The sequence below is a fragment of the Streptomyces sp. DSM 106670 genome (genome assembly GCF_055792845.1).
Window position 1 is genome coordinate 3656516 of sequence record NZ_CM147704.1, and the last position, 23268, is coordinate 3679783.

The 23268-nt window shown below is 73.3% G+C and carries 22 protein-coding genes; 8 read left to right on the plus strand and 14 right to left on the minus strand.

All coding sequences use genetic code 11. The features are described from left to right. The first annotated feature begins 22 nt into the window (after positions 1 to 22). Positions 23 to 1633, plus strand: a complete 1611-nt coding sequence (locus tag ACSMXR_RS16125; protein ID WP_381911365.1) for a M4 family metallopeptidase — start codon at positions 23 to 25, stop codon at positions 1631 to 1633. 28 nt (positions 1634 to 1661) lie between these two features. On the opposite strand, the gene ACSMXR_RS16130 is transcribed toward ACSMXR_RS16125, so the two are convergent. The 4 genes from ACSMXR_RS16130 to ACSMXR_RS16145 form a co-directional block, all read right to left on the minus strand. After that, the gene (locus ACSMXR_RS16130) at positions 1662 to 3071 is read right to left on the minus strand and encodes a M1 family metallopeptidase (RefSeq protein ID WP_473172173.1); all 1410 of its coding nucleotides are present in this window, start codon (positions 3069 to 3071) and stop codon (positions 1662 to 1664) included. A 113-nt stretch (positions 3072 to 3184) separates the two neighbouring features. Continuing rightward, the gene (locus ACSMXR_RS16135; RefSeq protein ID WP_473172174.1) at positions 3185 to 4498 is read right to left on the minus strand and encodes a YncE family protein; all 1314 of its coding nucleotides are present in this window, start codon (positions 4496 to 4498) and stop codon (positions 3185 to 3187) included. Beyond that, positions 4495 to 5091: an ankyrin repeat domain-containing protein gene (locus tag ACSMXR_RS16140; RefSeq protein WP_473172175.1), complete on the minus strand. Its 597-nt coding sequence runs from the start codon at positions 5089 to 5091 to the stop codon at positions 4495 to 4497. The genes ACSMXR_RS16135 and ACSMXR_RS16140 overlap by 4 nt, the downstream gene beginning before the upstream one ends. Positions 5092 to 5125: 34 nt before the next feature. Then, the gene (locus tag ACSMXR_RS16145) at positions 5126 to 5683 is read right to left on the minus strand and encodes a GlcG/HbpS family heme-binding protein (protein WP_137234929.1); all 558 of its coding nucleotides are present in this window, start codon (positions 5681 to 5683) and stop codon (positions 5126 to 5128) included. Between the two features lie 246 nt (positions 5684 to 5929). Between ACSMXR_RS16145 and ACSMXR_RS16150 the strand changes: the two genes are divergently transcribed. From ACSMXR_RS16150 to ACSMXR_RS16160, 3 genes are read left to right on the plus strand one after another with little or no spacing between them, the layout of a single operon-like run. Next, complete coding sequence (locus ACSMXR_RS16150) at positions 5930 to 7327, plus strand: sensor histidine kinase (protein ID WP_473172176.1); 1398 nt, start codon at positions 5930 to 5932, stop codon at positions 7325 to 7327. Then, positions 7324 to 7968 (plus strand): response regulator, encoded by a 645-nt coding sequence (locus ACSMXR_RS16155; protein WP_137234928.1) that lies wholly within the window; start codon positions 7324 to 7326, stop codon positions 7966 to 7968. Before ACSMXR_RS16150 ends, ACSMXR_RS16155 begins: the two co-directional genes overlap by 4 nt. A gap of 60 nt (positions 7969 to 8028) precedes the next feature. After that, positions 8029 to 8526, plus strand: coding sequence for a hypothetical protein (locus ACSMXR_RS16160; RefSeq protein WP_137234927.1), 498 nt, complete (start codon positions 8029 to 8031; stop codon positions 8524 to 8526). Positions 8527 to 8542: 16 nt separating this feature from the next. Here the strand turns inward: ACSMXR_RS16160 and ACSMXR_RS16165 are convergent, their stop codons facing one another. Further along, positions 8543 to 9253, minus strand: coding sequence for a pentapeptide repeat-containing protein (locus tag ACSMXR_RS16165; RefSeq protein WP_381854777.1), 711 nt, complete (start codon positions 9251 to 9253; stop codon positions 8543 to 8545). Between the two features lie 103 nt (positions 9254 to 9356). Between ACSMXR_RS16165 and ACSMXR_RS16170 the strand changes: the two genes are divergently transcribed. Further along, positions 9357 to 10550, plus strand: coding sequence for an FAD-dependent oxidoreductase (locus tag ACSMXR_RS16170; RefSeq protein WP_473172177.1), 1194 nt, complete (start codon positions 9357 to 9359; stop codon positions 10548 to 10550). Positions 10551 to 10632: 82 nt separating this feature from the next. Continuing rightward, entirely contained in the window at positions 10633 to 11631 is a 999-nt protein-coding gene (locus ACSMXR_RS16175) for a zinc-binding dehydrogenase (protein ID WP_473172178.1), read from the plus strand. A 5-nt stretch (positions 11632 to 11636) separates the two neighbouring features. Here the strand turns inward: ACSMXR_RS16175 and ACSMXR_RS16180 are convergent, their stop codons facing one another. Both ACSMXR_RS16180 and ACSMXR_RS16185 read right to left on the minus strand, forming a co-directional pair. Further along, positions 11637 to 12125 (minus strand): GNAT family N-acetyltransferase, encoded by a 489-nt coding sequence (locus tag ACSMXR_RS16180; RefSeq protein ID WP_137234924.1) that lies wholly within the window; start codon positions 12123 to 12125, stop codon positions 11637 to 11639. Positions 12126 to 12155: 30 nt separating this feature from the next. Then, on the minus strand, positions 12156 to 13064 hold the full coding sequence (locus ACSMXR_RS16185) for an aminoglycoside phosphotransferase family protein (protein ID WP_473172179.1): 909 nt from the start codon (positions 13062 to 13064) through the stop codon (positions 12156 to 12158). A 134-nt stretch (positions 13065 to 13198) separates the two neighbouring features. Between ACSMXR_RS16185 and ACSMXR_RS16190 the strand changes: the two genes are divergently transcribed. Next, on the plus strand, positions 13199 to 14599 hold the full coding sequence (locus ACSMXR_RS16190; protein WP_473172180.1) for an NAD(P)/FAD-dependent oxidoreductase: 1401 nt from the start codon (positions 13199 to 13201) through the stop codon (positions 14597 to 14599). Between the two features lie 15 nt (positions 14600 to 14614). On the opposite strand, the gene ACSMXR_RS16195 is transcribed toward ACSMXR_RS16190, so the two are convergent. Further along, a complete protein-coding gene (locus ACSMXR_RS16195; RefSeq protein WP_364887348.1) occupies positions 14615 to 15244 on the minus strand; it encodes a class E sortase in 630 nt (209 codons plus the stop codon). Between the two features lie 68 nt (positions 15245 to 15312). Further along, positions 15313 to 15759, minus strand: coding sequence for a MarR family winged helix-turn-helix transcriptional regulator (locus ACSMXR_RS16200; RefSeq protein ID WP_473172181.1), 447 nt, complete (start codon positions 15757 to 15759; stop codon positions 15313 to 15315). Between the two features lie 166 nt (positions 15760 to 15925). Here ACSMXR_RS16200 and ACSMXR_RS16205 point away from each other — a divergent pair, with 166 nt between their 5' ends. Then, positions 15926 to 17404: an MFS transporter gene (locus tag ACSMXR_RS16205; RefSeq protein ID WP_473172182.1), complete on the plus strand. Its 1479-nt coding sequence runs from the start codon at positions 15926 to 15928 to the stop codon at positions 17402 to 17404. A gap of 162 nt (positions 17405 to 17566) precedes the next feature. On the opposite strand, the gene ACSMXR_RS16210 is transcribed toward ACSMXR_RS16205, so the two are convergent. The 5 genes from ACSMXR_RS16210 to ACSMXR_RS16230 form a co-directional block, all read right to left on the minus strand. Continuing rightward, positions 17567 to 19243, minus strand: a complete 1677-nt coding sequence (locus tag ACSMXR_RS16210; protein ID WP_473172183.1) for an FAD-dependent oxidoreductase — start codon at positions 19241 to 19243, stop codon at positions 17567 to 17569. Between the two features lie 9 nt (positions 19244 to 19252). Further along, positions 19253 to 20167, minus strand: a complete 915-nt coding sequence (locus ACSMXR_RS16215) for an AurF N-oxygenase family protein (RefSeq protein WP_137234917.1) — start codon at positions 20165 to 20167, stop codon at positions 19253 to 19255. Positions 20168 to 20391: 224 nt separating this feature from the next. After that, complete coding sequence (locus ACSMXR_RS16220) at positions 20392 to 21183, minus strand: ABC transporter permease (protein WP_473172184.1); 792 nt, start codon at positions 21181 to 21183, stop codon at positions 20392 to 20394. Beyond that, positions 21180 to 22187 carry an ATP-binding cassette domain-containing protein gene (locus ACSMXR_RS16225; RefSeq protein WP_473172185.1) on the minus strand — a complete coding sequence of 336 codons (1008 nt, stop codon included), beginning with the start codon at positions 22185 to 22187 and terminating at the stop codon, positions 21180 to 21182. Before ACSMXR_RS16225 ends, ACSMXR_RS16220 begins: the two co-directional genes overlap by 4 nt. 98 nt (positions 22188 to 22285) lie before the next feature. Continuing rightward, complete coding sequence (locus tag ACSMXR_RS16230) at positions 22286 to 23176, minus strand: DUF4097 family beta strand repeat-containing protein (RefSeq protein WP_473172186.1); 891 nt, start codon at positions 23174 to 23176, stop codon at positions 22286 to 22288. Positions 23177 to 23268 lie beyond the last annotated feature (92 nt).

The following is a 23268-nucleotide window of genomic DNA, read 5'->3' on the forward strand; positions in this document are numbered from 1 at the left end:
GGACGACCAACGGAGAACACACATGAACCTCCACACGACCCCCCACAACTCCCGTACCCGGGGCACCCGTCGGCTCGCAGCACTCGCGGCGGTCGCCGCGATGGTGGTCGCCGGTGTCCAGGCCGGATCCGCCGTCGCCACACCCGGCGACGACGACGCCCGTACCACCGCGAAGACGCCCTCCACGGCCGCCGCCCTCGGTGTGAACCCCTCGGCGCAGCGCGCCACGGCCATCAAGTCGGCGCAGGCGGACGCCTCTTCGGCGGCCAAGGCGCTGAAGCTCGGCGGCCAGGAGAAGCTGATCGTCCGCGACGTCATCAAGGACGCCTCGGGCACGGTCCACACCCGCTACGAGCGCACCTACGACGGCCTGCCCGTCCTCGGCGGCGACCTCGTCACCCACACCGCCGCCGACGGCGCGCTCAAGAGCGTGGACAAGGCGACGAAGGCGAAGATAGCCGTGGCGTCGACGACGCCGAAGCTGAAGGCCGCGGCGAGCGCCCGCAAGGTGATCTACGCGGGCGGCGGATCGCCCGTCCTCGCCTGGGAGACCGTCAAGACGGGTGTGCAGAAGGACGGCACGCCCAGCCGCGTCCACACCATCACCGACGCCACGACCGGCAAGAAGCTGCACAGCTACGAGGCGATCGAGACCGGCACCGGCAACAGCCAGTACAGCGGCGAGGTCGAGCTCACCACCACCGAGGCCGGCTCCGGCTTCGAGCTGACCGACGGCGAGCGCGGCGGCCACAAGACGTACGACCTGAACCAGGGCTCCTCCGGCACCGGCGACCTCGTCACGGACGACGACGACACCTGGGGCGACGGCACCGGCGAGGACCGGCAGACCGCCGCCGTCGACGCCCACTACGGCGCGGCGAAGACCTGGGACTTCTACAAGACGGCGCTCGGCCGCGACGGCATCGCGGGCGACGGCAAGGCCGCCTACTCCCGGGTCCACTACGGCGAGTCCTACGTCAACGCCTTCTGGGACGACAGCTGCTTCTGCATGACGTACGGCGACGGCGAGGGCAACAAGAACGCGCTCACCTCGATCGACGTCGCGGCCCACGAGATGACCCACGGGCTCACCTCCGCCACCGCCAACCTGGACTACGCGGGCGAGTCCGGCGGCCTCAACGAGGCGACCAGCGACATCCTCGGCGCCTCGGTGGAGTTCTACGCCGACAACGCGTCGGACGCCGGCGACTACCTCATCGGCGAGAAGATCGACATCAACGGCGACGGCAGCCCGCTGCGCTACATGGACCAGCCGAGCAAGGACGGCAGCTCGGCGGACTACTGGGACGAGAACCTCGGCGACATCGACGTCCACTACTCCTCCGGCGTCGCCAACCACTTCTTCTACCTGCTCGCCGAGGGCAGCGGAAAGAAGACGATCAACGGCGTCGACTACGACTCCCCGACCTCCGACGGCTCGACCCTGACGGGCATCGGCCGCGAGAAGGCCTACCAGATCTGGTACAAGGCCCTCTCCGTCTACATGACCTCCACCACCGACTACGCGGGCGCGCGCGTCGCGACCGAGAAGGCGGCGACCGACCTGTTCGGCGCGGACAGCGAGGAGCTGAAGGCGGTCTCGGCCACCTGGACCGGGGTCAACGTCAAGTAACCCCAGCCGTACGGAACACGGAAGCCGGTCAGCCCTTCACGGGCGGCCGGCTTCCGCCGTACAGCCAGGCGTCCCACAGCCCGCCGAGGTCCCGCCCGGTCTCCTCCTCGACGTACGCGATGAAGTCGTCGGTGGCGGCGTTGCCGTGCCGGTACTTCTTCGTCCACCCCCTGACCAGGGCGAAGAACTCCACATCGTCGTCCACGGCGAGCCGGATCCGGTGCACGACCATCGCCCCGCGCCCGTAGACCGGCGGCTCGGACAGCTCGGCGGCGGTCGGCGGATCGGCGGGCGGGAAGGCCCAGTTCGCGTCGTCCTCGTACGCCTCCCGGAAGCTCTCCTCGACCGGTACGTCCTCGTGGTCGGCGGCCCAGAGCCACTCCGCGTACGTCGCGAAGCCCTCGTTCAACCACATGTCTTGCCAGGTCTTCGGGGTGACGGAGTTCCCGAACCACTGGTGGGCCAGCTCGTGGACGAGGAGGCCGGTGTCGGGCGGGCCGGGGTAGACGGGCCGGTTCTGGGTCTCCAGGGCGTACGAGGAGTCGCCCGTCCGCTCGACGATCGCCCCGGCCGAGAAGAAGGGGTACGGGCCGAACTTCCCGGCCGCCCACTTCAGTACGGCCGGCATCCGCGCCAGCACCTCCTCGCTCGCGGCGGCCGACTCCGGGTCCACGGCGGTGAACAGCCGGATGCCGCCGGGGGTCACCGACTCCTCGGTGTCGAACCGCCCGACGGCGACGGTCGCCAGATAGCTCGCCATCGGCTCGGCGGTCCGCCAGCGGTAGGCGGTGCGGCCGTTCGCCGTACGCCGGGACACCAGCTCGCCGTTGGAGATCGCGGCGAGCCCCTCGGGCACGGTGATCCCGATGTCGTACGTGGCCTTGTCGCTCGGGTGGTGGTTGCCGGGGAACCAGGCCATGGACCCGGTCGGCTCGCCGAGGGCGACCGCGCCGTCCGCCGTCGGCAGCCAGCCCTCCTTCGACCCGTCCGGGTCGGTGACGGTCCGCGGGGAGCCGGAGTAGCGCACGACGGCGGTGAACGTGCGCCCCTTGCGCAGCCGGCCCTCGGCCCCGGGCGCCGGACGCAGTGTCAGCTCCTTGCCCGCCCGGTTCACGGCCGCCCTGCGGCCATCGACGGTGGCACTCTCGACGTCGAGCCCGACCAGGTCGAGGTGGAAAGCGCTCAGGTCCTGGGTGGCGCGGGCGGTGATCGTGGCCGTGCCGCGCAGCCGGCCGGCGGCCGGGTCGACGTCGAGCTCCAGGCCGTAGTGGGTGACGTCGTAGCCGCCGTTGCCGAGCCCGGGGAAGTACGGATCGCGCAGCCCGACCGCGCCCGGGGTCCCCTCGACCCCGCCCGAACAGCCCCCGCCGAGCAGGGCGAGGGCGAGGAGCACGGGGACGTGGGCGGTGCGGCGACGGACCGGGCGGGGGCGATTCACCCGGTCGATCGTAGGGCCTGTCGTGCCGTGGCCCGGGACCGTGGCCCGGGCCGTTCACCGGGGCCGGGGCGGAAGGAGCCGCCCGCCTCGGGGGAAGAACGGGCGGCTCCAGCTCAGAGGACGGCGATACCGAGCGGCCGGTTGCCCGCGGTCAGCCGAACCGGCTCACTCTCCTCGTCGTCCAGGTCGACGACCGTGATGCCGTTCCAGTACCCGTCGCGGGTGAAACCGCCGGTGACGTACGCCGTGCGGCCGTCCTCGGACACCGCCACGTCCTCGTGCGGCCCGTCCAGCGGAACGACCCGTTCCCAGCCGTCGGGGGTACGGACGGTGAGCGAGGGGTCCTCGTCGTCCGGGCCGATCGGACCGGTGCCGACCACGAGGAGGGTGCCGTCGGGGGCGAGGGCCGCGCCGTGCTGGTGGGTGTCGGCGGTCATCCGCTCGATCGTCACCTTCCCGGTGCGCGGATCGAGCACGGCCAGCCGCTCCCCCTCGAAGGGCAGCAGCAGCTTGCCGTCGGCGGGGCGTACGACGGCGTAGTGCGGCTTCAGCCAGGAGCCGAGCCCGCCCTCGGTGCCGTACGGAGCGACTTCCATGCGCCGGGTCTCCAGCGAACGGGCGTCCACCGCCGTCACGTCGAAGGAGTCGTGATCGGTGGCGTACACCTCCCGGCCGTCCGGCGACACGTCGACGTCGAAGGGGCGCATGCCGACCGGCGCGGTACCGGTGACCTCGCGGGTCGCGGTGTCGATGACCTCGACCGTGCCGTCGCGGCCGGGCACGTTGACCCCGACGTAGACGTGCTTCCCGTCCGGGGCCAGGGCGATGCCCATGCCGCCGCCCCGGTACTCGCCGGTGGTGACCGGGCCGGACTCCGTCGCGTACGGGACGAGCGCGAGCCGGGTCCGCTGCCGCGTGTCGACGACCGCGACACCTTCGGCGGTGGCGACCCAGGCCCGCCCGTCCTCGCCGACGACGAGGCCGTAGGGCGCGGTGCCGACCTTCACCGAGGCGATGGGGGCCCCGCCCCGGCCGGAACCGTCCCGGCCCGGGTCGACGAAGGTCACGGTGTCGCTGCCGGAGTCGGCGACGAGGAGCGTGCCTTCGGGGGTGCGGCCGGTGGGGGCGCGCGAGGGGTCGGGGGCCGCGACGGCGCCGGACGCGGCGGAGGCGTCCGGGGCGCCCGTTGCCGGTGCCGCCTCCGTCGTACCGGACGCGCACCCGGCGAGCAGGGCGGCGGCGAGAAGGCCGAGGGTGAGGCGGCGGGCGCGGGATGCGGGGGTGGGCCGGTGCGCGCGGGGGGCGGGGGTCCGGGAGGCGGCGCGGGGGGCGCGGGGGCTGCGCGCGCGCAGGGTCTCGCGGGCTTCGGGGGCCCCGGAGGCGGCGCGGGCGTCAGGGGCCCCGGAAGCAGCGCGGGAGCCGGTCATGAGGCGGTCCGCAGCAGGGCGGCGAGCTCGGCGAAGCCGCGTCGTTCGGCGTGGGCGAGCGGGGTGACCCCGTCGCCGTCCGGCAGGTCCCGGGTCGCCCCGGCCGCGAGCAGCAGCTCCACGACCTGCTGGTGCGCGAGCCCGCCCTCGCCGAGGATCACCGCCTCCAGCAGGGCGGTCCAGCCGAGCCGGTTGACGTGGTCGACGTCGATGTCGGTGACCCGCAGCACCTCCCGTACGTACGCGACATGGCCGCGCTCGCTCGCCGGGATGAGGGAGACGCCGCCGAACCGGTTGCGCAGGGTCAGGTCCGGGCCGGCCGGCAGCAGCACGTGCAGCATCGCGACGCTGCCGGTGACGCCGGTGGCCAGCCACGGGCTGTCCTCGCGCAGATCCTGGGCGTTCGGGTCGGCCCCGGCGGCCACGAGCAGCCGGGCCGCCTCGACGTGGTCGCCGTGGACGGCGAGGAGCAGCGGCGTACGCAACTCCTCGTCGCGGACGTCGACCCGGGCGCCGCCCTCGATCGCGGTGCGCACACCTTCGGTGTCGCCGGTGCGCGCGGCGGTGAGCAGGTCGTGATCGAGGGCGTTCATGGGTACTCCGTTCCCGTCGGTCGTGCGGAGGTGACTACCGGGCGAGGGCGGCGACGCCCGCCTGGGCGAACTTCTCGTCGAGGTCGCCGCTGGGCGCGCCGGCCACCCCGATGCCCGCCACCGGGGCGCCCTTGACCTGGACCGGGGCGCCGCCCGCGAGGAACAGGGTGCCGGGGATGTCCTTCAGGTTCGGGGCCTGCTCCAGGCGCTTGGTCAGCTCGGAGGTGGTGGCGTTCCAGGAGACGGCGGTGTACGCCTTCTTCACCGCGGACTCGGGGGACTGCGGGCCCGCGCCGTCGCCGCGCAGGGTGACGATGGTGTTGCCGTTACGGTCGACGACCGCGACGGAGACCCGCTGGTTCTCCTTCTTCGCCGCGTCCAGCGTGGCCTGCGCGGCCTTGGTGGCGGCGGCGACGGTCAGGTGCGTCGTCTGCTGGAGGTTGCGGTTGCTCGTGTCGGCCTTGACCGCGGCAGCCGGGGCGGCCGCCGGGGAGGAGGCGCTCGCGGACATCGCGCCGAAGGTGCCGGCCCCGAGGGCGGCGACGACGACGGCGCCGGTGACGACACGGGTGCGCAGCGACAGCTTCTTCATGGTGGCTCCTTGGTATCCGGGGGCGGCCCGGGGGTTCGGGGTGCGAGGCGGTCCGGAGGTGTCCGGGCGTTTCGCTCTGGTATCGATCCTCCCGGCGGATCCGGCCCCGTACGGTCGACGTACCGGCTGCAAGCGGCGCGCGGGTCGGTCGACGCCCCCATCAGCCGATCGGTTGATGCGGGGGTGACCGGATCGGGTCACCATGGAGAGGTTTACGCAGGTCAGCAACGGAACGCGAGGTACGGGGTGGAGCACCGCAGCGGTTCGCCGGAGGCGACCGAGGGCTCCGGTGCCGGGGCCGGGAGTTCCAGGATCTCCAGGCCCGAGGCCGAGGGCTCCGGGATCTCCGGGCCCAAGGCCGAGAGCTCCGGGATCTCCAGGTCCGAGGCCGAGAGCTCTGGGCTCGCCGGAATCTCCGGGATCTCCGGGTCCGACCCCGACGCCCGCTGGCTCGCGCTCCTCATGCACGCCGCGTTCTTCCTGCTGCTGGGCGCCTCGCTGACCCGGTTCCTGATGCGGCACCCCGGCGAGGCCCGCACCCCGTGGATCATCGCCCTGTCGATCACCCTGGCGGTGCTGTACCTCCTCGGCCCCGTCCTCGGCTCGCGCCCCACCCCGCGCCGGCTCACCTGGCTCGGCGTGCTCGTCCTCGTCTGGATGGTGCTGGTCGTGCTCGCGCCGAGCTTCGCGTGGTGCGCGGTGCCGCTCTTCTACACCGGGCTGCGCATCCTGCCGCCGCGCGCGGCCCTCGCACTGGTGGCCCTGCTCACCGCGTTCGTGGTGGCCGCGCAACTGCGCCTGGCCACCGGCTTCGACCCGAACCTGGTGCTGGCCCCGCCCGCCGTGGCGGCCGTGGCGACCGCCGTCTTCGTCCATATGCAACGTCAGGCGGTACGCCAGCGGGAACTGGCCGCACGCCAGCGCGAGCTGATCGACGACCTGCTCCGCACCCGGCGCGAACTGGCCGCCACCGAGCGGCGCGAAGGCACGCTCGCCGAGCGCCAGCGGCTCTCCATGGAGATCCACGACACCCTGGCGCAGGGCCTGTCCAGCCAGCAGATGCTGCTCCAGGCGGCCGACCGCACCTGGAGCGCCGACCCGGACGCCGCCCGCCGCCATGTCCGTACGGCCACCGGCATCGCGGAACGCAACCTCGCCGAGGCCCGCCGCTTCGTCCACGACCTGGCCCCGGCCGACCTGGCGGAGGGCGGCGGCCTGGAGGCGGCCCTGCACGCGCTGGCGGCCCGCGAGAGCGCCCAGGCGGCGGGCGCGCTCACCGTCCACTGCCATGTGGAGGGCACCCCGCACGCCCCGCTGCCGGACCGGGTGCAGTCCGCCCTGCTGCGCATCGCCCAGGGGGCCCTGGCCAATGTGCGGGAGCACTCCGGGGCGACGGCCGCCGGGCTGACCCTGACCCACCTCGGCGACCGGGTGGTCCTGGACGTCGGCGACAACGGCCACGGCTTCACCGTGGAGCCCGGCGGCCCCCGCCCGACGGCCGGCGTCCGGGGCCACGGCCTCCCCGCGATCCGGGCCCGCGTGCACCAGCTCGGCGGAACGCTCACCATCGAGTCGGCGCCGGGCGAGGGCACGGTGCTCTCCGCCGAGGTCCCGCTCCCCACCACCCCGGAGGAACCCGCATGACCGGCCAGTCCCCGCAGACGCCCCCCGTACGGATCCTCCTCTGCGACGACCACGTGGTCGTCCGCGCCGGGCTGCTCGCCCTCCTCGGCAGCGAACCGGACATCGAGGTCGTCGGCGAGGCCGGCAGCGGCGAGGAGGCCGTGGTGCTCGCCGCCCGCCTCACCCCGGACGTCGTCCTCATGGACCTGCAGCTGGGCGAGGGCATCGACGGCGTCGAGGCGACCCGCCGCATCGCGGCCGACGGCACGGTCCACGTCCTGGTGCTGACCACGTACGACACCGACGCCGACATCACCCGGGCCATCGAGGCGGGTGCCACCGGCTACCTGCTGAAGGCGGAACGCCCGGAGGAACTCTTCGCCGCCATCCGCTCGGCCGCCCAGGGCCGCACCACACTCTCGGCCCCGGTCGCCAGCCGGGTCATGGCCCGCATGCGCAGCCCCCGCCCCACCCTCACCGACCGCGAACGCGACATCCTGGCCCAGCTCTCCCAGGGCCTCGGCAACCGCGACATCGCCCGCGCCCTGTTCATCAGCGAGGCCACGGTCAAGACCCACCTGGGCCGCATCTACGACAAGCTCGGCGTCGACACCCGCGCGGGCGCGGTATCGGTGGCGAAGGAGCAGCGCCTGCTGCCGTGAGAGGGCCAGGGCCCGGGCCGGCCGACAAGGTCATCGGGCCTGGCATGACACCATCGATCCGTGCTCGACATCGGCTACTCCCTCTCCCGTCGCTTCCCCGATCCCCCGCAGACCGACTACCGCCGCGCGGACGTCCGGGCGCTGCGGCACGATCTGTTCTCCGGCGACGTCTACCTCGCGGACACCAAGGCGGACCGTGAGGTGTCCACAGCCTGGGGATGGGTGCCGGTGCTCGACTTCGCGTGGGCGTTGTGCGACATCGTCGAGCAGATCGACCAGGACCCGCGCGGCAACCGCTCGCACCGGCGGCAGTACGCGGAGCTGGACTTCACCGAGTCCTCGGACGTCATGATCTTCGAGCGGCGCTTCGGCTGGGTCGACGTCGAGGCGGACTGGATGCCAGGCGACGAGCCGCCGCTCACCTTCAGTCACTCCCTCCTGCGCCGCGAGGCCCGCGACTTCCTGCACGATCTGATCGCCGACCTGGCCGACATGCACGACGGCCTGGCCGACAACCCCGTGATCTGGGACCTCCAGGCCCGCTTCCCCCGTATGTGAGGCCCCGTACCCTCCGTCACGGCTCCACGCGCACCCCGATCTGCGCCGCGAACGCCGGGGCCAGCTCCATCAGCTGTGACGGGCTGATCACCGCGCCCGCCAGCCGGTCCACGCCCCGGGCGATGTCCAGCTCGGCCACCGCGCGCAGGTCCACCGACTCCATCCGGGCGCTGCTGAAGTCCGCCCGCTTCAGCACGCAGTCCCGGAATTCGACCCGGACCAGATGCGCGTCCCCGAAGTCCGGTTCGGAGAGCACGCAGCCCTCGAAGACGACGTCCTTCAGCCGGGCCTTGCGCAGATTCAGGTAGTCGATCTTGCCGCCGCGCACCACCACCCGCTCCAGCACCGCACCGTGCAGCTGCACCCCGCCCAGCCGCGCGTCCACCACCTCCACATCCCGCAGCGACGCCTCCGCGAGGTCCGTGCCCACGCCCCGTACGCCCGTCAGCACCGCGTCGATGAAGCGGGCCCGCGCCAGCTCCGTACGGTCCAGGGCGCAGTTGTCCAGGGCGCAGTCCATGAACCGCGCACCGCGCCCCGACGCGTCCGCCAGGTCCACCCCGTCGAACCGCAGCCCGTCGTAGTCGCCGTCCGGCTCCAGGCCCTCGCCGTCGTACGGAACGAGCGGCGGCAGCCGCACCTCCGGACGCCGCGCCGCCGCGACGGTCTCCTTCTTGCCCCTGGCCGGCCTGGCCGCCCCTGCCGTCCTGCCCGCACTCGTTGCCATGACCCCATCGTGACGCACCCCACTGACAACGCCCCCGCGCCCCGTGTCACGCGCCGCCGCCCCCGATCCGTCGCATCATCAAAGAAGCGAAGGAGTTCCAGCCATGGAGCAGATCCACGTCATCGGCGGCGGCCTCGCCGGGCTCACCGCCGCGATCACCGCGGCCGAATCCGGCGCCCGGGTCACCCTGCACGAGGGTCACCGGACCCTCGGCGGCCGGGCCAGGACCACGGACGGCCCCCACCGCGCCAACGAGGGCCCGCACGCCCTGTACCGGCGCGGGCCCCACTGGACCTGGCTGGCCCGGCGCGATCTGCTCGGGCCGGTCGTCTCCGTACCGCCCCTCGAAGGCCTCCGGTTCCGCTTCCGCCGCGACGGGGCCGCCCGCCGGGTCCCGCCCGCCGCCCTGCTGCGGCTCGCCCGGCGCAGCGCCCGCACCGCACCCGTGGACGCCGACTTCCGGAGCTGGGCCACCGGACAGATCGGCGAGGAGGGCGCCCGGGCCGCCGCGAACTTCGCCGCCGCCGCCCTCTTCCACCACGACCCCGGCGCGCTCTCCGCCCGGTTCGTCCAGGAGCGCTTCCGCCGCCTCGCCTCGCTCCCGCCCGAGGCCCGCTACCCGGCCGGCGGCTGGGCGCGGCTCGTCGAGCGGATGGCCGCCCACGCCCGGGGCCTCGGAGTGGCCGTCGAGACGGGCGCCCGGGTCGACACCCGGAGGCTCGGCGAGCTGGCCCGTACCGGGCCGGTGGTCGTCGCCACCTCCCTCGACTCCGCCCGCGCCCTCCTCGCCGACGCCTCCCTCACCTGGGAGAGCGGCCGCACCGTCCTGGTGGACCTGGCCCTGCGGACCCGGCGCGGTGACGCGTTCGTCGTGTCGGACCTGGACGCGCCCGGCTGGCTGGAACGGTTCACCGCCCAGGACCCGGGCCTCGCCCCGGCCGGCGAGCAGCTGCTCCAGGGCCAGTTCCCGATCGGCCCCGACGCGCGCCGGGCGGAGGGGGCCGCCCGCGCCGAGGACCTCCTCGACCTCGGCTTCCCCGGCTGGCGGGAGCGCACCACCTGGCGCGTCGAGGCGCTCGCCGACGGCCGCACCGGGGCCGTCGACCGCCCCGGCACCACCTGGCGGGACCGGCCGTCCGTGGTCCGGGGCGACGGCGTCTTCCTGGCGGGCGACCAGGTCGCCGCCCCCGGGCTCCTCAGCGAGGTCTCCTTCACCAGCGGCCTCGAAGCCGCGATGCTCGCCGTGAAGGCGGCCGGACGGCGCTCCGGATCCGGGGTTGACCTCAACCGGACCTGAGGTCCGAGGCTGGGAGCAGCAGCCCCGCCCCGCCACCCGGGGGCCGGGGCACCGCCCGCCCCGACGTTTCCAGGGAGCCTTCATGCACGCCGTACGCCTCCACGCCTTCGGCCCCGCCGAGAACCTCGTGCACGAGAAGACCGAGGACCCCGTCCCCGGCCCCGGCCAGGTCCGTATCGCCGTGGCCGCGGCCGGCGTACACCTCCTGGACACGACCCTGCGGGAAGGGGGGACCGGCCCCTACCCGGCGCCCCTCGACCTCCCGACCATCCCCGGCCGTGAGGTCGCCGGCACCGTCGAGTCGGTGGGCGAGGGCGTGGACGCCGGCCTGCTCGGCAAGCGCGTCGTCGCCCACATCGGCATGGCGCCGGGCGGGTACGCCGAACTCACCGTCACCGAGGCCGACCGGCTGCACGAGATTCCCGAAGGGCTCGGCGCCGCCGAGGCCGTCGCCATGATCGGTACCGGCCGCACCACGCTCGGCATCCTCGCGTTCACCCCGCTCACCCCTCGGTCCGTGGTCGTCGTGACCGCGGCGGCGGGCGGCATCGGCACGCTCGTCGTCCAGTACGCGAAGAACGCCGGCGCCACCGTGATCGCGCTGGCCGGCGGCCCGGCGAAGGTGGCACGGGCCGAGGCCGAGGGCGCCGACCTCGCGCTCGACTACACCCGCCCCGACTGGCCGCGCCACGCCCGCGACTTCCTCGACGCGGCGGGCCTGCGCGCCACCGTCGTCTACGACTCCGTCGGCGGAACCACCGCCCGCGCCGCCGTCGACCTCCTCGGGCCCGGCGGACAGCACGTCGTCTACGGCTGGTCAGGTCAGGGGACCGACGGGGGCCCGCTCACCTTCACCGACGAGGAACTGGCCGAACGCTCCATCACCTCCGGGTCCGTCCTCGGGCCGCGGATGATCGAGCGGGGCGGCGGTCTGCGCGCCCTGGAGACCCGCGCCCTCGCCGAGGCGGCGGCCGGCCGGCTGCGGCCCGCCGTGCAGCGCTTCCCGCTGGCCGAGGCCGCCGCCGCCCACCGGGCGCTGGAGACCCGGGGCACGATGGGCAAGGTGGTCCTGGAGCCGTAACGGCCCTAGTGGGTGCCGCCGCCCCCGAGGCTCGCCAACGCCCCGTCCGTCAGCCGGTACACCGTCCACTCGTCCTGCGGCCGGGCGCCCAGCGACTCGTAGAACGCGATGGACGGGGCGTTCCAGTCGAGCACCGACCACTCCAGCCGCTCGTACCCGCGCTCCACACAGATCCGTGCCAGCTCCGTCAGCAGCGCCTTGCCGTGGCCGCCGCCGCGCCGCTCGGGGCGGACGTACAGGTCCTCCAGGTAGATGCCGTGCACACCGCGCCAGGTGGAGAAGTTGAGGAACCACAGGGCGAACCCGATGACCTCGGCGCTGCCGTCGTCGGCCGTCGCCACATGCGCGTACGCGGCGGGCCGGTCGCCGAACAGGGCCTCGGCCAACTGCGCCTCGGAGGCGACGACCTCGTCGAGGGCCTTCTCGTACGCGGCGAGTTCACGCACGAGGGCGTGCAGGACGGGAATGTCGTCGGGGGTGGCGATACGAATCATGGGCGCAGCGTAGACAGCCCGCCGCCCCGCTCACCGCCCCAGCAACCGCCGCGCGATCTCCGCATGGTCCGGGGCGAGCCGGACCTTTCCCTCCTCGGCCCCCCACAGCCCGTTCTGGAGCACCCGCCCCAGCGTCCAGGCCCGCGCCCGCTCCCGGTCCAGGCCCAGCGCCTCCGTCAACGCGTCGAACCGCCACACCACCTCCTCGGCGTCGAAGAGGTTGTCCAGCGCCGGGAACAGCTCGAATCCCGGGTCGCCCGCCAGCGGCTTCGGGTCGAGCGCCACCCACTCCCCCGCCCGCCCCGCGTCCGCGCGCCCGGCCAGGATGTTGTCGTAGTGCAGGTCCCAGTGCAGCAGCCGGTCCCCCGGCTCGCCCGCGACCTCCCGTACCGCCGCCGCGCAGTCCGCGAGCAGCCGCCGGTCCGCCGCGTCGGCCAGCCGGCCCACCCGCTCCGGCGCCTCCGAGAGCATCCGCTCCACCACGTCGCCCAACGTGCGCAGCCCCTCCGGCGCGGGCACCACCACCAGCTGGGCCAGCACCGCGCCGAGCGCCGTCACCGCGCCCCGCACATCGGCCTCGCCGGACAACGGCCGCCGCTCGTCGAGCCGTTCCAGCAGCAGCGCACCGCTCTCCGGGTCATGGTCGAGCAGTTCCACCGCCCCGGCGCCCGCGACGCCCCACGCCCGCAGCGCGACCGGTTCGCCCGCCGTCTCCTCGTCCACCGCCTGGAGCTTCAGCGCGGCGGGCCGCCCGTCCGACTCCCGCACCACCGGCAGGACCAGCGCGCACATCCCGTACATCGACGGGCCGTCCGGCCGCAGCCCCCACCGCTGAAGGCACCGCTCGGCGAGGTCCGGCAGCGCGGCGACGAACGCCCGCCCGGCGGCTCCGTTGAAGGCGGACTGGGTGGCGGCCAACTCGTCCGGGATCTCGATCACTCCACCGATCCTAGGGAGACGGGGGCGACGCGGCCGCGAAAGTGCGGGGAGACGGAACGGCCCCGCGCGCAGTAACGTCCCGCCACACGTACGCTCGGCATCGCACCGGACCGGGCAGGGACACCAGGGGCATCATGAGCACCGTCAGTACCGTCGTCGGCGGCATATCGTTCTGGTACGCGCAGGAGGGCACCCCCGCCCCGCGCGAACCCCTCCCCGGCGACACGAGCGTCGACGTCTGCATCGTCGGCGGCGGCTACACCGGCCTCTGGACGGCGTACTACCTGAAGAAGGCCGTCCCCTTCCTCAACATCACCGTCCTGGAAGCCAAGTTCTGCGGTTACGGGGCCTCCGGCCGTAACGGCGGCTGGCTGTACAACGGGATCGCGGGCCGCGACCGGTACGCCAGGCTGCACGGCCACGAGGCCGCCGTACGGCTCCAGAAGGCGATGAACGAGACGGTCGGCGAGGTCGTCCGGGCCGCCGCCGAGGAGAAGATCGACGCCGACATCCACCAGGGCGGCGTCCTGGAGGTGGCCCACGCCCCCGCCCAGCTCGCCCGCCTCAAGGACTTCCACAGCGTCGAGATCGCCTTCGGGGAGACCGACCGGGTCCTGCGCGGCGCCCGCGAGACCGCCGAGCGCGTCCATGTCACCGGGGCCGTCGGCTCCAGCTGGACCCCGCACGGGGCCCGGCTGCACCCGGCCAAGCTGGTCAAGGGCCTCGCGGACGCGGTGGAGGCGCTCGGCGTCACCATCCACGAGTCGACGCCGGTCACCGAGATCAAGCCCAAGCACGCCGTCACCCCGTACGGCACGGTCCGCGCCCCGTACGTCCTGCGCTGCACCGAGGGCTTCACCGCGAGCCTCAAGGGCCAGAAGCGCACCTGGCTCCCGATGAACTCCTCCATGATCGTCACCGAGCCGCTGCCCGCCCGGGTCTGGGACACCATCGGCTGGGAGGGCCGCGAGACCCTCGGCGACATGGCCCACGCCTACTTCTACGCCCAGCGCACCGCGGACGACCGCATCGCGCTCGGCGGCCGCGGCTACCCGTACCGCTTCGGCTCGGCCACCGACGACGACGGCCGCACCCGGCCCGCGACCGTGGCCGCCCTGCGCGACCTGCTGGTCCGGCTCTTCCCCACCACGGCGGGCGTCCCCATCGACCACGCCTGGTCCGGCGTCCTCGGCGTCCCGCGCGACTGGTGCGCCACGGTCACCCTGGACCGCTCCACGGGCCTGGGATACGCGGGCGGTTACGTCGGCTCCGGCGTCGCGACCGCCAACCTCGCCGCCCGCACCCTGCGCGACCTGATCCAGCAGGACTCCGGCCAGGCGGGCCCCACGGATCTCACCGCCCTGCCCTGGGTGAACCACAAGGTCCGCCGCTGGGAGCCGGAGCCCTTCCGCTGGCTCGGCGTCCACGGCATGTACGCGGCCTACCGCGCCGCCGACCGCCGCGAGACCACCTCGCCGCGCCCCGGCACCGACCGCATCGCGAAGATCGCGGACCGCATCGCGGGCCGCCACTGACCTGATGGAAGGCGTCTAGGACTCCTCCTCCGCCACCAGCACGCCCACCTTGTCGATCCGGTGCTCGGGGTTGCCGAGGTCGTCCCGCCAGAAGTTCCCGGCCGCGTCGTCCTCAGGCGTCGCGCAGGTGGAGAGCGTGATCATCGCCCGGGTCGGCTCCTCGCCCGGCTTCCCCGGCACCTCGGCCCGCTGCTCGGCGAGCGAGCGCTCGCTGCGGAAGGAGGTCTGCCGGGTGGCGGTGATCTCGTACGTGTAGCGGGTGCCGTCCTCCGTCACGTACACAGAATCGCCCTTCTCCGCCTCCGGCAGGTCGCGCAGCACCCCTCCGGCGCTCAACCGGTGGGCGGTGACGAGGTAGTTGCCGACGTCCCCGGGCCCGACGCCGCCCCGCTCCCCGTACGGGCTGGCCGCCACGCCCCGGTCCTGGATCCGGCTGCCGGGGCGGTCGTCGGTGGTCCCCTCGTACGGCACCACGTCCAGGTCGTCGACGCCGATGGCGGGGATGTCGAGGACGGCGACCTCGGTACGCGGGTCGGCGCGGTCGGCCGGGGCGGCCGGGGCGAAGCCGGTCGTCAGCAGCACGGCGGCACCGGCGCAGGCCGCAGCCGGGAGGAACGTACGGGTACGGAGTCGACGGCGTCGCATGAGCATCCCCATCCCGGATCGGGGCCCGCACTTCCAGTAGACCAGGACACCGCCCCGGGCGCCCGGGATCAGTCGCGGGGCCAGGGCCGTCCGTCGAGGCGTTCGATGGAGAGGTTCAGCCGGCCGAGGGAGGAGGCGAGCTGTTCGGCCTCCTCCTGCGTCCAGTCCGCGAGGACCTTCGCGAGGCCCGCCACGTTCCTGGTCCGGTCGCTGTCGAGGCGGCGTTCGCCCTCCTCGGTGATGGCGAACTTGCGGGCGATCCCGCCGTCGGGATCCGGGATGCGCTCGACGACCCCGGCCCGCAGCATCGCGGCGGTCTGCCGGTTGAGTGTGGAGGCGTCCAGCCGGAAGGCGTCGCCGAGCTGGCCGATGGACATGGGCCCCTCGACCTGGATCCGGCTGAGCAGGATGTAGGCGGAGCGGTCGAGCTGCCAGTCCACGCGCGGGGTGACCATGTGCATGTACCGGCCGAGCAGCATGGTCTCGCGCTCGATCCGGTCGATGGGCTTGTCCACGCGCTCTTCCTTCGTTGACCAGGACTATCACGATAGATGTGCATTATGCATCTGTTATGCATGATGCACATTCCATGTATCTTGCATAGTCGAACACCGTAGGCACATCCGCCGCCCCGCCCGGAAGGGCAAGGACCGCCCGGAAGGGCAAGAGGGAGCAGTACCCGTGGAGAGTTCACCCCCCGCAGCCCGCCCGGGAGGCGTGGTCGGCATCCTGGCCTTCGCCGGCATCGTGGCGGCGCTCACCCAGACCCTGGTGGTGCCGCTGATCGCGGAGCTGCCGAAGCTGTTCGACACCTCCGCGTCGAACGCCTCCTGGGTCATCACCGCCACCCTGCTGGCCGCCGCCGTGGCCACGCCCGTCGCCGGCCGGCTCGGCGACATGTACGGCAAGCGGCGCATGCTGCTGCTCTCGCTCCTCCCGCTGGTCCTCGGCTCGGTGGTCTGCGCCCTGTCCTCGTCGGTGGTCCCGATGATCGCCGGGCGCGGACTCCAGGGCCTGGGCATGGGCGTCGTCCCGCTCGGCATCAGCCTGCTGCGTGATGTCGTACCGGCCGAGAAGCTCGGCCCGTCCATCGCGATCATGAGCGCCTCGATGGGCGTCGGCGGCGCGCTGGGCCTGCCGTTCGCCGCCGCCATCGCGGAGAACACCAGCTGGCGGGTGCTGTTCTGGGTGGTCGCCGTGCTGGCCCTCGCGGTCGGCGCGCTGATCCTGGCCCTGGTCCCCGGGGACCGCCCGGCCACCCGGTCCGGAGGCTTCGACCTGCTCGGGGCCGTCGGCCTCGGCGCCGCCCTGATCTGCCTGCTGCTCGCCGTCTCCAAGGGCGCCGACTGGGGCTGGGGCAGCGCGACGACGCTCACGCTCTTCGCCGCCGTACTGGTGCTGCTGCCCGCCTGGGGCTGGTGGGAACTGCGCCTGAGCGACCCGCTGGTCGACCTGCGCGTCACCGCACGCCCCCAGGTCCTGATGACGAACACCGCCTCGATCCTGGTCGGCTTCGCGATGTACGCCCAGTCCCTCGTCGTGCCCCAGCTGCTCCAGCTGCCCGAGGCCACCGGCTACGGCCTGGGGCAGTCGATGCTCGCGATGGGCCTCTGGATGGCTCCGGCGGGCCTGATGATGATGGCGATGTCCCCGGTCGGCGCGAAGCTGTCCGCCGCCAAGGGCCCGAAGGTCACCCTGGCCGTCGGCAGCCTGCTCATCGCGGCCGGCTACGGCCTGTCCGTACCGCTGATCGGCGCGGACTCCCCGTGGAGCCTGCTGGTCGTCACTCTCGTCTGCAACTCCGGCGTCGGCTTCGCGTACGGGGCGATGCCCGCGCTCATCATGGGCGCGGTGCCGCAGTCCGAGACCGCGTCGGCGAACAGCTTCAACGCCCTGATGCGCTCGATCGGCACGTCTTTCGCGGCGGCGGTCATCGGCGTGGTCCTGGCCCGGATGACCACGGACTTCGGCGGCTTCCCGCTGCCCTCCCAGGACGGTTTCCGCGTCGCGATGCTGATCGGCTGCGGAGTCGGCCTCGCCGCCGCGGTCGTCGCCGCCCTCATCCCCGTACGCCCGGCGACCGCGCTCCTTCCGCCCGCCGCCGCGACCGGACCGGCGGGGACGCGGGAAGCGTCGGAGGTTTCGCCGACCAAGGCCTGAGCGGTACGCGTGCGAGTACGGGGACGGATACGGGCTGCGGCCCGGGGTCTGAGGTCCGGGGTCCGGGGTCCGGCGGGGTGAACCGCCGGGCCCGGGGCCCCGGACCCCGGGCGCCGGGCCCCGGACCGTGTTTCGTGCGTACGGCGCCGATACGGGCGTACGTCAGCGGCCCAGCCGCAGCAGCCGCCCCGACCTCGCCGTGGCGACCAGCTCCTCGACGGTGGCGAGCTTCACCCGGGGCCGCCCGTCGCGCCGCCCCCGGTCCCGTTCGGCACGGTCGATCGCGGCCAGGCCCCGGGCGTCCACGACCCGGCGGTTGCGCTGCCGGGCGAGGCGCCGGAAGGCCTTGGCGTCGCCCGTCGGGGCGGGCAGCGTCCCGGCGACCGCGTCGGCCAGGAGCGTGCCGACCGTCTCGGCCGCGCAGGTGCGGTTGGCGCCGATCCCGCCGGAGGGCCCCCGCTTGATCCAGCCGACCACATAGCTGCCGGGCAGCCCGGCGACCCGGCCGCCCTCGTGCGGGACGGTGCCCGAGGCCTCGTCGAACGGCAGCCCGGGAACCGGCAGCCCCCGGTAGCCGATGGCCCGCAGCAACAGCCCGGCACGCAGGTCCGCCGTACCGCCGCCACCGTCACTGCCGTCCGTGACGCGTACGGAGCGCACGCCGCCTCCCTCGCCGAGGATCTCCACGACCTCGGAGTGGAAGCGGAGCACGATCCGGCGCTCGCCGTCCGTGGGGGACGCGGCGTCCGTCGGGACCCGGGGCAGCCCCCGCAGCACCCCGGCCCGGTCGCCCGCCCCGGCCGCGTCGATCTCCGCCCCCGTACGCGGATCGTGGTCGTCCACGACCAGCTCCACGCCCGGCAGATGCTTCAGCGCGAGGAGTTCGGAACGGGTGTACGCGGCGTCCTCGGGACCCCGCCGCCCCAGCACCACCACCTCCCGGACCCGGCTCGCCCGCAGGGCCTCCAGTGCGTGGGCCGCGATGTCGGTTCCCGCGAGCACCTCCGGGTCGGCGACCAGGATCCGGGCGACGTCCAGGGCGACATTGCCGTTGCCCACCACGACGACCCGCTCGGCCGACAGATCGACGCCCTGCGCGACGGCCTCCGGATGGGCGTTGTACCAGGCCACGAACGAGGTCGCGGAGACACACCCCGGACTGTCCTCGCCCGGCACCCCGAGCCGCTTGTCCGTGGACGCGCCGACCGCGTAGATCACCGCGTCGTGATGGGCTGACAGCTCCTCGGCGGTGACGTCCCGGCCCACCTCGATGCCCAGGTGCATGCGGACCCGGGGGTGGGAGTGGAACCGCGAGAAGGTGTCGCCGACCTTCTTGGTCGCGGGGTGGTCGGGGGCCACCCCGTACCGGACGAGCCCGCCGGCCACCGGCAGCCGGTCGATCAGGGTGACCTCGGCGGCGGTGTGCAGCAGCAGATCCTGCGCCGCGTACATCCCGGCGGGACCGGTACCGACGACGGCCACCCGCAGCGGCCCGAAGTCGGACGGCAGACTGCGCTCGAAGACCGGCTCGCCCCAGACATGGAAGTTCGGCCCGTCGACCTCGTCCCCGGCGGCAGGCCGCTCCCCGCCCTCGTAATAGGCGGCGTTGATGTCCGCGTACTCCCGCTGCCCGGCGGACAGCGCGTCCACCGGGAAGATCGCGTCCACCGGGCAGGCGTCCGCGCAGGCGCCGCAGTCGATGCACGCCCGGGGGTCGATGTGGAGCATCTCCGTGGAGCCGAAGGCACGTTCCTCCGGCGTCGGGTGGATGCAGTTGACCGGGCACACGGCCACACAGGTGGCGTCGTTGCAGCAGGTCTGGGTGATCGCGTAGGTCATGGCCCCGGCTCAGATCAGGTTCGCGCGCTTGTAGAACGCGAGGGCGGGCTTGGTGAGCAGCCGGGCGGAGGCCAGGAAGTCCATCAGCCCCGAACAGCTCGACCGCATCATCGACTTGTGGTGTGCGTTGCTCTTCGCGGCGGCCAGCGCCCGGCGCTTGTCGAGCCCGGCCTTCCGGTAGACCTCCGGGTTCACCATGCTGGTCACGATGAAGTACGAGGCGACGGCGACGACGAACGCGTTGATCTGCCGCCGCGCCCACCCCGCGCCCTCCAGCCGCTTGAGGGTCTCGTCCCGGGCGAACTTCATGTGCCGGGACTCCTCCACCACATGGATGTTGTTGATGGTGCGGACGAACGGCACGACCCGCTCGTCGCGCATCCAGTCCCGCTGCATCACGTCGAGGACTTCCTCGGCCACCAGGATCGCCGCGTACGCCGCCTCGCCGAACGCCAGCGTCTTGAAGGCGCGGCCCAGTTCCATCACCGCGCGCCGCGGCCGGTAGTGGGGTGCGCCGAGCTTCTGCGCGCCGCGCGCGAACATGATCGAGTGGCGGCACTCCTCGGCTATCTCGGTGAGCGCCCACTGGAACTCCGCGCCCGCCGGGTTCTTCATGTAGATGTCGCGCAGCACCATCTGCTGGAGGATCATCTCGAACCAGATCCCGGTGCTGGCGACCGAGGCCGCCTCCTGCCGGGTGAGCTCCTTGCGCTGAGCCTCGGTCAACTCGGCCCAGTACGCGGTGCCGTAGAGGCTGCTCCACTCCGGGCTCGCGCCGTGGAACTCCTTGTCCAGCGGCGTCTCCCAGTCCACCTCGGTGGCCGGGTCGTACGCCAGTTGCGCGGCCGAGTCGAGCAGCCGACGCGCGACGTCGTCGCCCTCGGGACTTTCCTGGACCTTCGACGGAACGGTGCTGCCGGCCATGCTGCGGCTCCTTGGGTCGAGTGCGGTGATCCTTGATCGTGGTGATGTGCGTACGTCGACAGCCGTGCTGTTACGGGCCGTACGGAGCCGGCGGCGACGGCCCGCACCGCCACCCGAGCACTCCACCCGCTTGTTAGACGCAAGGTATAACAAGGATCCCGGGCCGCCTACCCCTCGGTAGAAATCGGCCCGGACCCTCACCGCAGCCCCACACTCCCCGTCGGCTACCGCGGGTCCTGGCCGAACTTCGAGGTCGCCCAGACGTAGCCGAGCACCACCAGCCCGAGGCTCCACGCCACGGCGAGCCAGCCGTTGTGGCCGATCTCGCTGCCGAGCAGCAGGCCGCGCAAAGTTTCGATGGCGGGCGTGAACGGCTGGTACTCCGCGATCGGCCGGAACCAGCCCGGCATCGTCCCCACCGGGATGAAGGCGCTGGACAGCAGCGGCAGCAGGATCATCGGCAGGGCGTTGTTACTGGCGGCCTCCGCGTTCGGACTGATCAGCCCCATGCCGACGGCGATCCAGGTGAGGGCGGTGGCGAAGAGCACCAGCAGCCCGAAGGCCGCCAGCCACTCCACGACCGTGGCGTCCGCCGACCGGAAGCCGATGGCCACGGCGACGGCCCCCACCAGGACCACGCTCAGCACGCTCTGCAGCACACTGCCGACGACATGGCCGACGAGCACGGAGCCGCGGTGGATCGCCAGGGTGCGGAAGCGGGCGATGATGCCCTCGGTCATGTCGTTGGAGACGGAGACGGCCGTCCCGACCACCGTGGAGCCGACGGTCATCAGCAGCAGCCCCGGCACGATGTAGGCGATGTAGGCGGCACGGTCGGCGCCCCCGCCGCCGATGCCCGCGCTCATCACATCGCCGAAGACATAGACGAAAAGCAGCAGGAGCATGACAGGTGTGAGCAGCAGGTTCAGGGTGAGGGAGGGGTAGCGCCGGGCGTGCAGGAGGTTGCGGCGCAGCATGGTGGTGGAGTCACGGGCGGCGAGGGCGAGCGAGCTCATCGGACAGCCTCCTTCGGCTGGTCGGTACGGGCGGACGCGCCGGAGCCGGAGCCGGTCAGCGCGAAGAACACGTCGTCGAGGTCGGGGGTGTGGACGGTCAGCTCGTCGGCCTCGACCCCGGCCGAGTCCAACCAGTCCAGGACGGACCGCAGTTCACGCGGGCTGCCGTCGCTGGGAAGCCGCAGCGCCAGCGCCTGGTCGTCGCGCGCGGCCTCGCGCAGGGCCGAGGCGGCGGACCGGTAGGCGCCCGGATCGGTGAAACGGAGCCGGACGTGCCCGCCGGGGACGATCCGCTTCAGCTCCTCGGCCGTGCCCTCGGCGGCGATCCGCCCGTCGTTCAGCACGGCGATACGGTCGGCCAACTCGTCGGCCTCGTCCAGGTACTGGGTGGTGAGGAAGACGGTGACACCACCGGCGACCAGCTCGCGGATGATCCCCCACATGGTGTGGCGGGACCGCGGGTCCAGACCCGTGGTCGGCTCGTCGAGGAAGATGATCCGCGGCGAGCCGACCAGCGTCATGGCGATGTCGAGGCGGCGCTTCATACCGCCCGAGTAGCCCGCGGCCGGCTTCTTCGCCGCCTCCACCAGGTCGAAGCGCTCCAGCAGTTCGGCGGCGACCCGCCGCCCCTCGCGCCGGGACAGATGGTGCAGGTCCGCCATCAGCAGCATGTTCTCCTCGCCGGTGATCAGCCCGTCGACGGCGGAGAACTGCCCGGTGACGCCGATCGCGGCCCGTACGGCCTGCGGATCGGCGGCCACATCGTGTCCGCCGACCCGCAGTTCGCCGGCGTCGGCGGTGATGAGCGTGGACAGGATCTTGACGGCGGTGGTCTTGCCCGCGCCGTTCGGGCCGAGCAGGGAGAAGACGGTGCCCTCGGGCACCGACAGGTCGATGCCGTCGAGCACGAGCTTGTCGCCGTAGGACTTGCGCAGCCCGGTGGCGGAGATCGCCTGCGTCGCGGCCCGGCCGGCCGACGGCACGGAGGTCCGGATGACAGTCATGCTGATTCCCTTTCGCGAGCGGTGGGTCGGGCGTGGACGGGGTCGGGGCGTGGACGGGGCCTGGGCCGGGGCGTGAGCGGGATCAGGCGCGGGAGGGCTCAGGCGCGGCGGACGATGATGTCGCCGGCCCCGCTCCGGGCGTGCACCTCGACGGTCTCGTCGGAGTCCCCGGGACCGGCGGCGGCGCCGAGCGCGTTGCGTACGGTGCCGAACTTGGGGTTCAGGTCGAGCCAGGCGGCGGTGCCCTCGTGGATGCCCACTTCGAGGTCGCCGACGGAGGTGCGCAGAGCGATGCGGCCACGGGTCACATCGCCGACCCGGATGCGGCCGTTGGAGGAGGTCGCGTCGACCCCGGCACGGGCGACGCCGATCTCGATCCGCCCGTTGGCGGACTTGGCGACGACATCGCCGTGCGCGACGCCCACGGAGATGTCGCCGTTGGCCGCGTTGACCTTCAGCTCACCGCCGACCTCGTCGACCCCGGTCGTACCGTTGCTGTTCTTGACGACCGCCGCCCCGGCGACCGCGCCGACCTCGATCCGGCCGGACCCGACGACTTCGGCGTCCCCGGCGGAACGGTCCAGCCGGATGTCCCCGTGATCGGTCCTGAGCTCGGCGCGGGCCGCCCGATCCACCTGGAGGTCGCCGAGCGAGGTCGTGAGCTGCACCTCCCCGAGCGGGCCTTCGCAGAAGAAGCCGCCCAGGGCGGAGGTGCCGCGCACATCGGACCCGGCGGGCAGTTCGACGGTGACCACGACGGTGCCCGGCTTCCCGAACAGGGACCGCTTCTTCGGGGTCCTGACGGTGAGCCGACCGCCCGAGCAGGAGACCTGGGTCTGCTGCACGGCGCGTACGTCGTCCTCGTCGGACCCGTTGCCCGGCAGCACCTCGACGACGGTGTCGGTGCGCTTGCCGGCGGTGATACGGGCGGTACCGGCGTCCAGCTCGATGACGGCGGAGATCGGCTCAGGAGTATCGAAAGAAGGCATGACGGTCCCGTCCTCTTGGCCCAGTGGCCCGGTAAGTGATGAGTGATCAGCGCGTGGTGCTCAGCGATGAGTGACGTCGGCCGGATCGGCGA

Excerpts from the sequence above, each read along its gene's own strand:
- ACSMXR_RS16125 (WP_381911365.1), top strand. The coding sequence starts at position 23 with ATGAACCTCCACACGACCCCCCACAACTCCCGTACCCGGGGCACCCGT.
- ACSMXR_RS16135 (WP_473172174.1), bottom strand. The coding sequence starts at position 4,498 with ATGACCGGCTCCCGCGCTGCTTCCGGGGCCCCTGACGCCCGCGCCGCC.
- ACSMXR_RS16140 (WP_473172175.1), bottom strand. The coding sequence starts at position 5,091 with ATGAACGCCCTCGATCACGACCTGCTCACCGCCGCGCGCACCGGCGAC.
- ACSMXR_RS16145 (WP_137234929.1), bottom strand. The coding sequence starts at position 5,683 with ATGAAGAAGCTGTCGCTGCGCACCCGTGTCGTCACCGGCGCCGTCGTC.
- ACSMXR_RS16155 (WP_137234928.1), top strand. The coding sequence starts at position 7,324 with ATGACCGGCCAGTCCCCGCAGACGCCCCCCGTACGGATCCTCCTCTGC.
- ACSMXR_RS16165 (WP_381854777.1), bottom strand. The coding sequence starts at position 9,253 with ATGGCAACGAGTGCGGGCAGGACGGCAGGGGCGGCCAGGCCGGCCAGG.
- ACSMXR_RS16170 (WP_473172177.1), top strand. The coding sequence starts at position 9,357 with ATGGAGCAGATCCACGTCATCGGCGGCGGCCTCGCCGGGCTCACCGCC.
- ACSMXR_RS16175 (WP_473172178.1), top strand. The coding sequence starts at position 10,633 with ATGCACGCCGTACGCCTCCACGCCTTCGGCCCCGCCGAGAACCTCGTG.
- ACSMXR_RS16180 (WP_137234924.1), bottom strand. The coding sequence starts at position 12,125 with ATGATTCGTATCGCCACCCCCGACGACATTCCCGTCCTGCACGCCCTC.
- ACSMXR_RS16190 (WP_473172180.1), top strand. The coding sequence starts at position 13,199 with ATGAGCACCGTCAGTACCGTCGTCGGCGGCATATCGTTCTGGTACGCG.
- ACSMXR_RS16195 (WP_364887348.1), bottom strand. The coding sequence starts at position 15,244 with ATGCGACGCCGTCGACTCCGTACCCGTACGTTCCTCCCGGCTGCGGCC.
- ACSMXR_RS16210 (WP_473172183.1), bottom strand. The coding sequence starts at position 19,243 with ATGACCTACGCGATCACCCAGACCTGCTGCAACGACGCCACCTGTGTG.
- ACSMXR_RS16215 (WP_137234917.1), bottom strand. The coding sequence starts at position 20,167 with ATGGCCGGCAGCACCGTTCCGTCGAAGGTCCAGGAAAGTCCCGAGGGC.
- ACSMXR_RS16220 (WP_473172184.1), bottom strand. The coding sequence starts at position 21,183 with ATGAGCTCGCTCGCCCTCGCCGCCCGTGACTCCACCACCATGCTGCGC.
- ACSMXR_RS16225 (WP_473172185.1), bottom strand. The coding sequence starts at position 22,187 with ATGACTGTCATCCGGACCTCCGTGCCGTCGGCCGGCCGGGCCGCGACG.
- ACSMXR_RS16230 (WP_473172186.1), bottom strand. The coding sequence starts at position 23,176 with ATGCCTTCTTTCGATACTCCTGAGCCGATCTCCGCCGTCATCGAGCTG.